This is a genomic window from Superficieibacter sp., assembly GCF_032071645.1.
Lineage (GTDB): Bacteria > Pseudomonadota > Gammaproteobacteria > Enterobacterales > Enterobacteriaceae > Superficieibacter.
In genome coordinates this window covers 41,839-54,902 of the sequence record NZ_DAMAPU010000013.1, presented here as the reverse complement: position 1 = coordinate 54,902, position 13,064 = coordinate 41,839, and the positions used below count along the sequence as shown (strand labels likewise).

Annotated in this window: 16 protein-coding genes; 8 read left to right on the top strand and 8 right to left on the bottom strand. The window is 53.6% G+C overall.

All coding sequences use genetic code 11. The features are described 5' to 3' along the window. Positions 1 to 93: 93 nt before the first annotated feature. On the top strand, positions 94 to 753 hold the full coding sequence (locus tag RT197_RS18030; RefSeq protein ID WP_312952552.1) for an AzlC family ABC transporter permease: 660 nt from the start codon (positions 94 to 96) through the stop codon (positions 751 to 753). Then, on the top strand, positions 753 to 1,076 hold the full coding sequence (locus RT197_RS18025) for an AzlD domain-containing protein (protein WP_312952521.1): 324 nt from the start codon (positions 753 to 755) through the stop codon (positions 1,074 to 1,076). The genes RT197_RS18030 and RT197_RS18025 overlap by 1 nt, the downstream gene beginning before the upstream one ends. Before the next feature lie 20 nt (positions 1,077 to 1,096). Here RT197_RS18025 and RT197_RS18020 read toward each other — a convergent pair whose 3' ends face one another. The 7 genes from RT197_RS18020 to RT197_RS17990 form a co-directional block, all read right to left on the bottom strand. Then, entirely contained in the window at positions 1,097 to 1,651 is a 555-nt protein-coding gene (locus RT197_RS18020; RefSeq protein ID WP_312952520.1) for an AAA family ATPase, read from the bottom strand. Further along, a complete protein-coding gene (locus RT197_RS18015; RefSeq protein ID WP_312952519.1) occupies positions 1,648 to 2,085 on the bottom strand; it encodes a PTS sugar transporter subunit IIA in 438 nt (145 codons plus the stop codon). The genes RT197_RS18020 and RT197_RS18015 overlap by 4 nt, the downstream gene beginning before the upstream one ends. A 9-nt stretch (positions 2,086 to 2,094) precedes the next feature. Beyond that, positions 2,095 to 2,364 carry a hypothetical protein gene (locus tag RT197_RS18010; RefSeq protein ID WP_312952518.1) on the bottom strand — a complete coding sequence of 90 codons (270 nt, stop codon included), beginning with the start codon at positions 2,362 to 2,364 and terminating at the stop codon, positions 2,095 to 2,097. A gap of 63 nt (positions 2,365 to 2,427) precedes the next feature. Beyond that, positions 2,428 to 3,270 carry a class II fructose-bisphosphate aldolase gene (locus RT197_RS18005; protein ID WP_312952516.1) on the bottom strand — a complete coding sequence of 281 codons (843 nt, stop codon included), beginning with the start codon at positions 3,268 to 3,270 and terminating at the stop codon, positions 2,428 to 2,430. Beyond that, positions 3,257 to 4,624 (bottom strand): PTS sugar transporter subunit IIC, encoded by a 1,368-nt coding sequence (locus tag RT197_RS18000; protein WP_312952515.1) that lies wholly within the window; start codon positions 4,622 to 4,624, stop codon positions 3,257 to 3,259. Before RT197_RS18000 ends, RT197_RS18005 begins: the two co-directional genes overlap by 14 nt. Further along, a complete protein-coding gene (locus tag RT197_RS17995) occupies positions 4,617 to 4,931 on the bottom strand; it encodes a PTS sugar transporter subunit IIB (RefSeq protein ID WP_312952514.1) in 315 nt (104 codons plus the stop codon). The genes RT197_RS18000 and RT197_RS17995 overlap by 8 nt, the downstream gene beginning before the upstream one ends. Before the next feature lie 11 nt (positions 4,932 to 4,942). Beyond that, positions 4,943 to 5,923: a 6-phosphofructokinase gene (locus RT197_RS17990; RefSeq protein ID WP_312952513.1), complete on the bottom strand. Its 981-nt coding sequence runs from the start codon at positions 5,921 to 5,923 to the stop codon at positions 4,943 to 4,945. Positions 5,924 to 6,431: 508 nt separating this feature from the next. Between RT197_RS17990 and RT197_RS17985 the strand changes: the two genes are divergently transcribed. The 6 genes from RT197_RS17985 (at position 6,432) to RT197_RS17960 (ending at position 11,999) form a co-directional block, all read left to right on the top strand. Next, positions 6,432 to 6,878: a PTS fructose transporter subunit IIA gene (locus RT197_RS17985; RefSeq protein WP_312952512.1), complete on the top strand. Its 447-nt coding sequence runs from the start codon at positions 6,432 to 6,434 to the stop codon at positions 6,876 to 6,878. Between the two features lie 8 nt (positions 6,879 to 6,886). Next, complete coding sequence (locus tag RT197_RS17980) at positions 6,887 to 8,326, top strand: PTS fructose-like transporter subunit IIBC (protein WP_312952511.1); 1,440 nt, start codon at positions 6,887 to 6,889, stop codon at positions 8,324 to 8,326. Then, on the top strand, positions 8,316 to 9,377 hold the full coding sequence (locus tag RT197_RS17975) for an aminopeptidase (RefSeq protein ID WP_312952510.1): 1,062 nt from the start codon (positions 8,316 to 8,318) through the stop codon (positions 9,375 to 9,377). The genes RT197_RS17980 and RT197_RS17975 overlap by 11 nt, the downstream gene beginning before the upstream one ends. 8 nt (positions 9,378 to 9,385) lie before the next feature. Further along, on the top strand, positions 9,386 to 11,131 hold the full coding sequence (locus tag RT197_RS17970; protein ID WP_312952509.1) for a putative frv operon regulatory protein: 1,746 nt from the start codon (positions 9,386 to 9,388) through the stop codon (positions 11,129 to 11,131). A 383-nt stretch (positions 11,132 to 11,514) separates the two neighbouring features. After that, positions 11,515 to 11,799: a hypothetical protein gene (locus tag RT197_RS17965; protein WP_312952508.1), complete on the top strand. Its 285-nt coding sequence runs from the start codon at positions 11,515 to 11,517 to the stop codon at positions 11,797 to 11,799. Between the two features lie 53 nt (positions 11,800 to 11,852). Further along, positions 11,853 to 11,999 (top strand): hypothetical protein, encoded by a 147-nt coding sequence (locus RT197_RS17960; protein WP_312952507.1) that lies wholly within the window; start codon positions 11,853 to 11,855, stop codon positions 11,997 to 11,999. Positions 12,000 to 12,065: 66 nt separating this feature from the next. Here RT197_RS17960 and fdhD read toward each other — a convergent pair whose 3' ends face one another. Next, on the bottom strand, positions 12,066 to 12,830 hold the full coding sequence (gene fdhD / locus RT197_RS17955; protein WP_409529704.1) for a formate dehydrogenase accessory sulfurtransferase FdhD: 765 nt from the start codon (positions 12,828 to 12,830) through the stop codon (positions 12,066 to 12,068). Positions 12,831 to 13,064 lie beyond the last annotated feature (234 nt).

The following is a 13,064-nucleotide window of genomic DNA, read 5'->3' as shown; positions in this document are numbered from 1 at the left end:
TGTTTTATTTACCGAACGAATCGTTCGCCTTGAAAAACGAATGCAATGTGTTCATTATAATGGATACACGTTCGATATGGCGACAATAGTATGTTGAATCATCCCTTCTCCAGCCTGACCGGCGACACGCGGAAAGCCATTTTTCTGGTGTGTCTGGCGGTGGGCGTGGTCGGCGCCTCTTACGGCTCGCTGGCGATGGCCTACGGTTTTCCGCTGTGGCTGCCTCTGCTCCTCTCCGTCATCGTGCTGGCTGGCGCGTCGGAATTTATGTTTATCGGCATTGTTGCCAGCGGCGGCCATCCCCTGGCGGCAGCGGTCGCCGGGCTGCTGGTCAATGCCCGCCATTTTCCGTTTGGCGTGACGGTGCGCGATCTGGTGGGAAAAGGCGCGCTGCGACTGCTGGGCTGCCACATTATGAATGATGAAAGCGTGGTGTTTGGCCTTTCACAGCCGACGCCGGAGCAGCGTAAAGCCGCCTACTGGCTGTGCGGACTGGGCGTAGCGCTGTTCTGGCCCGTCGGCACCCTGCTGGGCGCGGCGGTCGGTAAATTGCTGCCCGCCCCGGAAACCATCGGTCTGGACGCGGTCTTTCCGGCGATCCTGCTGGCGCTGGTCCTTCCGGCGCTGAAAAAGAGAACGACGCTGATCCGCGCCGCCAGCGGTGCCGCGATCTCGCTGGCGGCCGTCCCCTTTGCACCGGTGGGCCTGCCGGTGCTGCTTTCTCTGCTGGGCTTACTGACGAGGAAAAAATAATGGCTGACATCACGCTGATTATTATCGCGGCCGTGCTGCTGTCGGCAGGCACTTATTTGATGCGCCTCGGCGGGGCGACGCTCGGTAGCCGATTGTCACTTTCCGAACGCTCACAGGCGCTGCTTTCAGATGCGGCAACGACCCTGCTGTTTTCCGTGGCGCTGGCTACGGCGATTTACGAAGGCGGGCATTTCGCTGGCATGGCGCGGGTGCTGGGCGTGGCGTTTGCGCTGTTGCTGGCATGGCGCAAAATGCCGCTGATTGTGGTGATCGTGGCAGCGGCAGTGGTCACAGCGCTGCTGCGGCTGGCGGGAATACAGTAAAGCGCCCGCAGGCGCTTTGTTCATTCCAGATAAGGGGCAATCCACGCCATCAGTTCGCCAGGGTCGTACCCCCGATCCTGCTCAATCCGGTACACCGGCCCCAGCACCATCGGCGCGGCGCTGCGGGTTAGCGCGGCCAGTTCCGGCAAATATTCCTCGCCGGGATGACCGGGCTTTCGCTGTTCCAGCCGCTGCGCGTAGCGGGACACCGCCGTTTGTGCGGAGATCTGATTCCAGATCTCCAGCACCCCGCTGACCCCCGCATTTTGCAGAAAGCGCGCCAGCGCCTCGCGCGGCTGAAAACCAAACCAGGCATCAATGACGAACGTACATCCCGCTGGCCCGCGTGCCACGATAGACCAGATCACCTCATAGGCCGCCAGCCCAAGCCGACGGTTAAACCCACGGTCGATATCGGTAAACTGCGCCATAAAAGGCTCTTTAATCTCATCAATGGCGAGCAGCGGCAGGGTAAAGCGGTGGGCGATCTGCTGCGCAACCGTACTTTTGCCAGAAGCCGGAACGCCGTTCACCAGAATTACCGTTTTACCTTCAGAGTGAGAGTGCATGGTCATAGTATTGCTATCACCTCCTCGCGGGTGCGGGCGGCGCGCAGTTTCGCCATTCTTTCATCGTTGTCGAGCAGATGAATAATGGCGCGGATGCCCTCGTCAATGTGCGCATTGCTGTCCTTCGCGCCAAACATAATGACGATATCCACCGCCTCACTGTCGGCAAAACGTATCGGCGCGGTCAGCAGCACCAGGCTAAAACAGTTATGCCTGACACCGCACTCTGGCCTGGCATGCGGGATCGCGACCCCTTCGTCAAAAACGTAATACGGTCCGAAGGATAACGTATTTTCGATTACCGCCTGACCGTATGATTCTTCCAGATATCCCTTTTCGACAAGCGGCCTGGCGGCAAGGTTAATGACTTTTTGCCAGTCTCCTTCCGTTACGCCTGGCTGAATAGCATTAGCTTCGATGAGTAAATCTTTAATCGTCATCTTTGCTCCCTAAATATTACGGCGAATAATATTGCGTAAGCGATCAATACGCAGAAAAAGATCGTCAACCTGCTGGCGGTATTGCTGACTTTTGGCGAAAAGCGGTAGTGCCCGGTTATAAGCAAGCATTAATGCTTTTTGCCATTCGCTATTTTCAGGCGATGCCGCCAGCTTGACCTCCAGCAATGCTATTTCATCGGCAATGATTTTCGCCTGCTGATTATGCGCTTCGCCAGAGTCTTTCTCTTTTTTCAGGAACGATTTTAACGAATTAAACATAGAGCATTCCCATGCCGGTGATAATTATCTACCGGAGTCAATATAAACGCGTTATTGAAAATATTATTTAAACAGGGCAATCTTTTCCATTAATACCTGCGTTACCGCATCGTTAGCCGGAATAAGAAATTTCCGCACGCTGTCGTTAACCTTGCCCTTTTCAAACGCCGATTTACACTGTCCAACCCACTGCACATTCATTTCGGTGCCGACGTTCACTTTATTAATGCCTTCGGTCACGGCCTTACGCATATCCTCATCGCTCACCCCGGTGCCGCCATGCAGCACCAGCGGAACGCGGGCCACTTCGCTAATCTCGGCCAGTCGCTGATGCTGGATCTGCGCCTTCCCGGTATACAGGCCGTGTACCGTGCCGATGGAAACCGCCAGCATATCGACGCCGGTTTCATCCACAAAACGTTTAGCGTCTTCGACGGTGGTAAATGTAATATGCTCTTCAGCCACCGCTTTGCCGTCCTCAGATCCGCCAATCGCGCCTAATTCTCCCTCCACGCTGATATTACGCGGGCGGGCTAATTCCACTACCGCACGCGTATTTTTGATATTTTCATCCAGACTGAGATGAGAGCCGTCATACATCACGGAGCTAAACCCGGCATCGATGGCGGTCTGGATCGCCGCAATATCTGAACAGTGATCCAGATGCAAACAGGTTGGGACATTCTGACTTTCCGCCAGCGAGCAGACGGAATCAACCAATAAGCGATAGCCAAGATATTGCGCGGTGCCGGTAGAAATCTGGATCATTAATGGACTATTTGTCTGCTGCGCGGCGTTGAAAAAAGCGGGAAGCATTTCCAGACAGTGTAAATTAAACGATCCGACCGCCTTAAAATGACGGGCCTGCGCTACCTGATATAATTCATTAAAGTTATACAGAGCCATGAGCTTTCTCCTCTTTAGATTTAGCGGATTTACCATTCACGAACCAGGCAATAACCGCGATAAACACAATAAACAGTGCGACGAATAACCAGTTCCCCTGGAACGCGTGGCCTAATACCAGCCCTGAACTGATGACATCGGAATCGCTGAAGGTCACGCCGGTGAAGCCATAGCTTTCCAGCATCGGCACCAGGATGGCCGGTAAGAAGGTGATAAACAGGCCGTGGATCACCCCGCCGATAATGGCTCCGCGACGTCCGCCCAGCGCATTGCCGAAGATCCCGGCGGTGCCGCCCGCGAAAAAGTTGGTCAACAGGCCCGGCAGGATCATCGCCAGTCCAAACATTGGGAAAACCAACATGCCGATAATTGACCCCACCGTGGTGGCGAGGAATCCGACGATGACCGCATTGGGGGCGTAGGGAAACAGCACCGGGCAATCCAGCGCGGGTTTGGCGTCCGGCACAATGCGCATGGCGATGCCGCGAAAAGCAGGCACCAGCTCGTTCAACAGCAGACGCACGCCGCTGTAAAGGACGAAGACCCCGGCCACAAACTGAATGGATTGCATAAAGGCATACATTAAATAGTTCACGCCGTTCGCATACTGGGCAATAAACGCCGGGCCTGCCGCCAGCGCGGGGATCAGATACATGGGGATCATCACCACCGCCATCGATAAATACGTATCCTGGAGGAATTTGAAATTGTCTGGCAGTTCAATGTCTTCCGTTGAGCGCGAGCCTTTACCCACCACTTTAGCAACGGCGGCCTGCACCAGATAACCGATGGTGCAGAAGTGCCCCAGCGCCACGTCGTCAGAATCAGTGATCCGCCGGACAATCGGCTGCGCCAACGCAGGCATAACCACCGCCATCACGCCGCCAAAAATACCGCCGGTCAGAATTAGCGGCAGACCAGTCAGCCCGGCCTTATAGCCAATTACCGCACCAATCGTCGCCATCCACAGCAGCGCCTGCCCGGTCAGGAAGATGTATTTGAACGGCGTCAGACGGGCGATAAGAATGTTGACGGCAAAAATCACCATCAGCGTTAACGCCACCTCAGATCCCAACTCCCGGTTAGCCAGCCCGGCAATGGCCGCCACGTCGGTAATGTAACCCTTCATCCCGAAACCCTCGGTAAAAATGGTATTCAGGAAGGTCAGCGCGGCGACAATAATATTGATCCCCGCCATCATGATCAGAAAACCGAGCAGAGTTTTAAATGTCCCTTCGGTAATTTTGCCGGGTGATTTTTTCTGCAATATCAGCCCCAGCATGGCAATAAAGGCCACGAGGATAGAAGCCTGACCGAGCAGATCTTTTACGATGAATTCAACGAAGCTATTCATGATCGGCAACCTTCATATTATGCAGCTTTAAAAAGGCGAGGATTTTTTGCTCGATTTCCTCTTTGTCGGTCAGTTTATTCAGCACCACCACGCGTTTAATTTCTTCTTCGCTGGCATCGGCGGTTAAAATATCAGCGAACGTTTTTTGAGTCAGGATCATGTCCGATTTAAACGCATTGGCCTCCGAAACGGTGGTATGTTCTACCTGCGCAGGTATTTCAAGTTTTTTCAATACGGCTTTTGCGCTCATCTCTATTGCGAAGCTGGAGCCTAAGCCGCAGCCACATACACAAAGAACCTTAAGCATACAGAGTCTCCTCAAATAATATTGAGTTGTTTGGCTAATTTATAATGATGTCCTTCGGGGTCGACCAGCCTCTTTTTCATGCTGATCAAATCTATAGGAATAGGTTTATTACTGGAGTTAATAATAATAGCTTTATTTTTCATCCCGGACTGAATACAGCGCACCACTTCATTGGCCATAATCGTTCCCTGATAAATTTCCTCGCAGGTGGGATCGCCATTGCGCAGGCCAAAGCCGACAATCGTTTTGCGTATTCTGACGCCAATCCTGGGCTCCAGTTGGGCAATCATGGTATCTATCGCGCCCTGAAAACCGGGGTAATATTCTTTGGTATAGCCTTCAGAACATAATACGATCACGCTATTTTGCCGGGTCAGGCGATCTTTAATACGCTGCGCCAGCGCTTCTGTAGGGATCTGGCACTCCGGGATCAGCGCAATATCGGCATTACTTTTAAGCGCGGATTGCAGCGTCAATTCGCCACAGTAACCGCCCAGCAGTTCAACCATAAATACCCGGCCAGGCAGCGCTCTGCCGGTATTTCTTAAGCGAGAAACCTCCTTGATGACCTGCTCACAGGCTGTAGAAAAGCCAATCGTATAATCGCTTCCGTAAACGTCATTATCGATGGTCATGCCGACGCCAAAACAGTTCACGTCAAATTCACTGAGGATATTAAGAAACTGGAGTGAACCATCTCCGCCCGCCATGATAAGCACGTCAATACGCAGGGCTTTTAGTTTTTTACTGATTTGCAGATATTCGCTGCGCATCAGTTTGCGGGTCGTTCTCCCGGATGTGATGATCGGAATAGGCGCGATGGAAAAATCCACCAGATCGCGCCAGCAAATATTCTGGTGCTCTTTTTCCATCAGCCCCGGAATACCACCATTAAATAACGTAATTTCTGCACCCGCGATGCGGGCTATCTGAAAGATAAAATTATTGATCCCTGTTACATCACCTCCGCTAATAACGATGCCGATTTTCATTTTTTTAATCCCCAATAACCGTTGGCTGCAAATATTTTTCCCAGAGTTCAAGCTCGGTATTTGCAACGGATGTCACAAAGTGAGGATAAAGTAGCGGCTGATGCGTATTGACAGCGGTGTTGAAGAGGTCATTTTTGTGAAGGATGTCACAGTAGAAAATTCACTTTTTTAGCCGCCTTGCAGAAATAAAGCATAAAAATCATGCCGTTAATTTTTTCCGGTAACAAAAACGTTTTTTCCTGCTGTGGCGGAGACGGCGTTTAAAAATGGCAATGTTATTTTGTGAGTACGCTCTCATTTTTATTCGCCGGATCGGCGAACGATTTCCGGCTTTTTCAGCCGTCCAGGGTCGGCGGCATTTAGCGCTGTCCCTCAAATTGTGCTCCTCCTCACAAATTGATAAGGAGTTGATACGGAAATTGTCACCGCCCAGCGACATATTCTCGCTCAGCGCCGGGTCGTTCACCCGGTAATATGGCATTCGTACAAACATCAAAGGAGTGAACTTGTGGCAACTCTCACACTTAATTGCATCGATCTGAATATTGCTGGCAATAGCGCCTATTCCATCCTCAAACAACTGGCGGAGATGGCGTACCAGAACGGCTATGTCAGTAACCGTAACGCTTTTCTGCAAACGCTGCTGCTGCGCGAAAAACTCCACTCTACCGGCTTTGGCTCCGGGCTTGCCGTTCCGCATGGCAAAAGCGGCTGCGTCAGACAGCCGTTCGTACTGTTTGCCCGCCAGTCGCAGGGCGTTGACTGGAAGGCCAGCGATGGCGAACCGGTAAGCTGCTGGATTTGCCTCGGCGTGCCGCAGGAAGGGGAAGAAGATCAGGTCAAAATGATTGGCACCCTGTGCCGCAAAATCATTCACGCCGAATTTATCGATCAGCTTAAACAGGGTGACGCGCAGCAAATCCTCACCCTGTTAAGCAGTACGTTGAGTCAGTGAGGGAAAATATGAATTTACGTTTAGTCGCCATCACCAACTGTCCGGCGGGCATCGCCCACACCTACATGGTGGCGGAAGCGCTGGAGCAAAAAGCGCGCTCGCTTGCTCATACCATTAAAGTTGAAACGCAGGGTTCCAGCGGTGTGGAAAATCGCCTGACGAATGAAGAAATTGCCGCTGCGGATTATGTCATTCTGGCGACCGGTCGCGGCCTGAGCGCCGAAGACCGCGCCCGCTTCGCCGGGAAAAAAGTGTATGAAATCGCAATTTCCCAGGCGCTGAAAAATATCGACCAGATCTTCGCTCAGTTGCCGACGCATTCGCAGCTTTTCGCCGCCGATAGCGCCGTGAAGCTCGGTAAACAGGACGTGCAGCAGGGCAGCGTGATGAGCCACCTGATGGCGGGTGTTTCCGCCGCGCTGCCGTTTGTCATCGGCGGCGGTATTCTGGTGGCGCTCGCCAATATGCTGGTGCAGTTTGGCCTGCCCTACACCGATATGTCGAAAGGCGCGCCGTCGTTTACCTGGGTAGTGGAATCCATCGGCTATCTCGGCTTCACCTTTATGATCCCGATTATGGGCGCGTATATCGCCTCCTCCATCGCCGATAAGCCCGCTTTCGCCCCGGCGTTTCTGGTGTGCTATCTGGCGAATGACAAAGGCTTGCTCGGCACCCAGTCCGGCGCGGGCTTTCTTGGCGCAGTGGTTTTAGGGCTGGCGGTGGGCTATTTCGTGCTCTATTTCCGCAAGCTGCGTCTCGGCAAAGCGCTACAGCCGCTGCTCGGCTCAATGCTCATTCCGTTTGTCACCCTGCTGCTGTTCGGCGTGCTCACGTATTATGTCGTCGGTCCGATAATGTCCGATCTGATGGGTGGCCTGCTGCACTTCCTGAACACCATTCCACCGTCCATGAAGCTGGGCGCGGCGTTTCTGGTTGGCGCAATGCTGGCGTTTGATATGGGCGGACCGATCAACAAAACCGCGTGGTTCTTCTGCTTCTCGCTGCTGGAAAAACATATTTACGACTGGTACGCCATCGTCGGCGTGGTGGCGCTGATGCCGCCCGTCGCAGCAGGGATCGCGACCTATCTTGCGCCAAAACTGTTTACCGAGCAGGAAAGAGGCGCGGCCAGCAGCGCAATTGTGGTGGGTGCAACGGTCGCCACCGAACCCGCCATCCCTTACGCGCTGGCAGCTCCGCTGCCGATGCTGACCGCAAATACCCTCTCCGGCGGTATTGCCGGAATGCTGGTTATCGCTTTTGGAATCAAACGTTTTGCGCCGGGATTAGGTATCTTTGACCCGCTGATTGGCCTGATGTCTCCGGTAGGTTCGTTTTATCTGGTGCTGGCGATTGGCCTGGCGCTGAATATCTCATTGATTATTTTGCTGAAAGGTTTGTGGCTGAAACGTAAAGCCGCGCAACAGGAGGTTGCCCATGAACACTGATTTACTGCGTAAGTTATGCGATGCCAGCGGCGTCAGCGGCGATGAGCACGACGTCCGCCAGGTGCTGATTTCCACCCTGGAAAACGATGCCGATGAAATTACCTTTGACGGCCTGGGCAGCTTTGTCGCCCGCAAAGGCACGCAGGGGCCAAAAGTCGCCATCGTCGGGCATATGGATGAAGTCGGCTTTATGGTGACGCATATTTGCGAGAAAGGCTTTATCCGCTTCACTACCGTCGGCGGCTGGTGGAGCCAGTCGATGCTGAATCATCGCGTCACGGTGCGCACTCGCGACGGGCAAAAAGTCGCGGGCGTTATCGGCTCCGTCGCGCCGCACGCGCTGACGGAAAAGCAAAAACAGCAGCCGCTGACCTTTGACGAAATGTTTATTGATATTGGCGCGAGCAGCCGTGAAGAAGTGGCTACGCGCGGCGTTGCCATCGGCGACTTTATCAGCCCGGAAGCCAATTTTGCCCGCTGGGGCGAGGATAAAATCGTCGCCAAAGCGCTGGATAACCGCGTCGGCTGCGCGCTGATGGCGGAACTGTTCCAGACGGTGAACAACCCGGAAATCACCCTTTATGGCGTGGGCAGCGTCGAAGAAGAAGTCGGCCTGCGCGGAGCGCAAACGTCCGCCGAGCATATTAAGCCGGATGTGGTGATCGTGCTTGATACCGCCGTGGCGGGCGATGTGCCGGGGATCGACAGCATTAAATATCCGCTGAAGCTGGGCGACGGGCCGGGCGTGATGCTGTTCGATAAACGCTATTTCCCCAACCAGAAGCTGCTGGCCGCGCTGAAAGAGAGCGCGTCCCGCAGCGCCGCGCCGCTTCAGTTCTCCACCATGAAGACCGGTGCCACCGACGGTGGGCGCTATAACGTGATGGGCGGAGGCCGTCCGGTGGTGGCGCTGTGCCTGCCCACGCGCTATCTCCACGCCAACAGCGGCATGATCTCCGGGAAGGACTATGAGGCCGCGCTGACGATGGTGCGTGAATTGCTGATGTCACTGGATCACGAGAGCGTAAACGCCATGAAAGATTTTCGCTAAGGATCGGTATGCTCAACGAACGCCAGCTTGCCCTGCTTGATATTCTTGAACAGCAGCCCAGTGCCTTAAACGAGCTGGCGCGGCAAACTGGCGTTTCCGGGCGCACCGTTCTGCGCGATATCGATTACCTCAATTTTACCCTGAGCGGCACCGCCAACATCCACGCGGCGGGCGGCTCAGGCTATCTTTTAGAGATTTTTGACCGCCGCCGTTATTTTCAGCTTTTACAGCGCCATGATAATGATGACCGGTTGCTGGCGCTGCTGCTGCTTAACGCCTTCACCACGCGCAGCCAGCTGGCCGACGCGCTGAATCTGCCGGAAACGTGGGTCGCTGAAAGACTGCCGCGCCTGAAACAGCGTTACGAACGCGCCTTTAGCCTGCAAAGCCGCCCCGGTGCAGGGCATTTTATTGACGAGCCGGAAGAGAAACGCATTATTCTGCTGGCTAACCTGCTCAGAAAAGATCCGTTTATTCTTCCCCTCCCCGGCGTCAGCCCGCAGGTGCCAGAAGCGCTGGCTGAAATTGACGGCGGGGAACGGCTATTTTCCTTCATTCCCGGTGACTATATTGCCAGCGTGATCCTCGCCGTCTACGCGCTGCGTAATCGCCTGTCCCGCGACTGGCCGGAAACCGGACATGCCGCGCTGCGCCAGGGTATTGAACGCGCCGGATTATATTTAGGCACTGAGGCATTGAATGCGGTACACGGGCTGCTCACGCTGCATCAACAACAGGCCGCCGCCGTCAGTGCAGAAAATATCAAAACGTTATTACGCTCCCTGCCGGATATTGCCCGGCTGAATATTATCGACGACACGCTGGTCAGCGATCTGACCGGGCATATTCTGCGCTGTACCGCCGCTCCGGTCTGGCTGCCGGAGAATCGTCAGGGCAGTATGAATAACCTGAAAGCCGCGTGGCCCGCCGCGTTCGATATGAGTCTGCGCTTTATTAATTGTCTGCATGAACAATGCGATATTCCGCTGTTCGACAGCGATCTGGTAGGGATCTATTTTGCCTGCGCGCTGGAACGCCACCAGGATGAGCGCCACCCGGTGATCCTGCTTTCCGAACAAAACGCGATTGCCACCATCAATAAACAGGCGATTGAGCGTGAGATTATTAATTGCCGGGTCATTATCGCGCATACGCTGGCGGAGCTGCGCAATATCAGCGCTGAAGTTGAGCCCATGCTGATTATTAATAACAGCCACCTCTTCCCCGATGAATCTCAGGTTCAGGTGCTGGTGATTAAAAATATCATCAGCGCCGCCGGAATTGGGCAGATAAAGGATTTTCTGGCCTCGGCGTTTATTCGCCAGCAGCCGGAGCGCTTTTTCCTCGCGGCGGGAAGTTTTCATTATCACAACGCGCCGGATGAAAGCTGGCAGCTGATGATGATGCATATCTGCGAGCGTCTGGTGGCGGATCGGCATTTAACCGCCGATGAAGCCCGGCGAATTTGCCTGCGGGAACTGGATGGCGAAAACCTGATCGTCAATCACGTTGCGATTCCGCACTGCTGGAGCGAGCAGCAAACGCGTTTTCGCGGCTTTTTTATTACGCTTTCCACGGCGGTGCAGGTGAACGGCGAGCCGGTCAATCATGTGCTGATTGCCTGCGCCAGTTCCAGCGCCCGCCATGAACTGAAAATATTCAGCTATTTAGCCAGCGTGCTGTACCGTTATTCGGGCGAGGAAATTATTGCCCTGACGGGGCACGACGCGTTTCTGGCGCTGCTGCGCGAATAATGTCGCCTGGGTTGGATCACCGGAGGCACGATACTTCGTGCCCGCCCGCGTTGATATGTGGCAGCAGCGTTTTCGCTTTCAGAACAGGGAACGTCATTGCGCACGCGACACGTTTTTACAAAATAAGGAGACATCTTTATTTTCATTTTTTTCCATCTGTATAATTCTGGTTATTATTACGTAGTCTGCGCCATTTTAATGACCATACGATTATGCACTGACTCGTCGTGGCAATGGATTATTAACTCATTACCAAAAAATAATCACCCGACATCCCACCAGAAATATTATGGAGATTATAAGACCTGGATCACATTTCCATAGTAATCACGATGCTACTTTGTTTTCTCTTAATAAGAATTAACTCAACAAAGGAATTAAAAATGGAAATTGGCGCATGGAAAATCAACCCGTCGGTAAATACGGAAATTAATGCAGTGAGTGAAGAAGACATGGCTATTTTCAATCAGGCCATGGAGAATCTCACCGGAGTGAATTATACGGCACTGATCCATGCTGGTCAGCAACTTGTCAACGGCATCAATCACTTATACATCGCTCAAGGCAAGTCTATTACCCCTGGCAGCGAAACTATTACGCTGAACAAAGTTATTATTAACCGCCCTCTGCAGGGTGAACCGGTAATCGTATCAATCGAAAATATCTGACGACATCTCATTAATTCAACGTATTTCCCATCCACGAAAAAAGGATTTTTATTATGTGGGAATTAGCTGGTCGTGATGCTTTCATTCCGCTGGATTCACCGGTAGCTGGCTATGAAAATGGCGTACCTGAAATCAATGGATCAGCCCCACTTTTTATCATTCGGACCCGTTTCCACAACGGCGTGCAGCCGGGGAAATAGGTTGTGGGCAATACGGCGTGAGTTCCTTACGGCGGCAGCGCACGCGCCTGAACTGCTCAGGCCCGATTAATACAGCCGCTGCGGATGCGTATAGATCGTCGCCCGGCCCGGCTTGCTAAATCCCACCAGCGTCAGGTTACAGCGCTCCGCCACGTCGACCGCCAGGGTGGTCGCTGCGGAAACGGCAAACAGGATTTCCACGCCGCACATTGCCGACTTCTGCACCATTTCATAGCTCGCACGACTGGAAACCAGCACCGCCCCCGACTGCCAGCTTTCGCCTTCTTCCGCACGATGTCCCAGCAGTTTATCCAGCGCGACGTGGCGGCCCACATCTTCATGTCCGCCGACCAGTTCGCCGGAAGGTTGTACCCAGGCAGCGGCGTGTGTGCAGCCGGTGAGCTGACCGACGGGCTGAAACTGCGTCAGCTGGCTAAGCGCGCGATCGAGATGGTTTAAATCAAACGTTTGGGTAAAAGGTAACGGGGCCAGCGGCTTGCCGATATCATTAAGCTGTTCCACACCGCAGACGCCGCAACCGGTGCGGCCCGCCAGCGCACGGCGGCGCTCTTTTAATCCCATAAAACGGCGGCTGGAAAGCTCGATTTGCACTTCTAATCCATTACAGACCTGAACCACCTCCATACCGTAGATCTCCTGTCGATTTTCAATAATCCCTTCGGAGAGGGAGAAACCGACGGCAAAATAGTGCAGATCCTTGGGCGAGGCCATCATTACCACATGCGAAATACCGTTATAGACCAGCGCGACGGGGACTTCTTCTGCCAGGTGATCCGGTGCAGCAATTTCTCGTTGCGCGCGAGGCCAGATGAGACGTGACGCCGCGCCGACGGGTGGAAGGGTCTGAGACATGGTTTTTCCCGGAAATGAGAGCAAGTACGCCGCTATTTCAGCACGGATAGCCAGCAGGCGCAAACGCGCTGCCGGGGATGAATTTGTTCTGCATCAACGATATTATTCAGCGAAAATATGACACCGTTATATAAATTGATTTATATCACCCAATCCACGCCGAAAATCCCCGTTTTTCGCAAAAAATGTGCT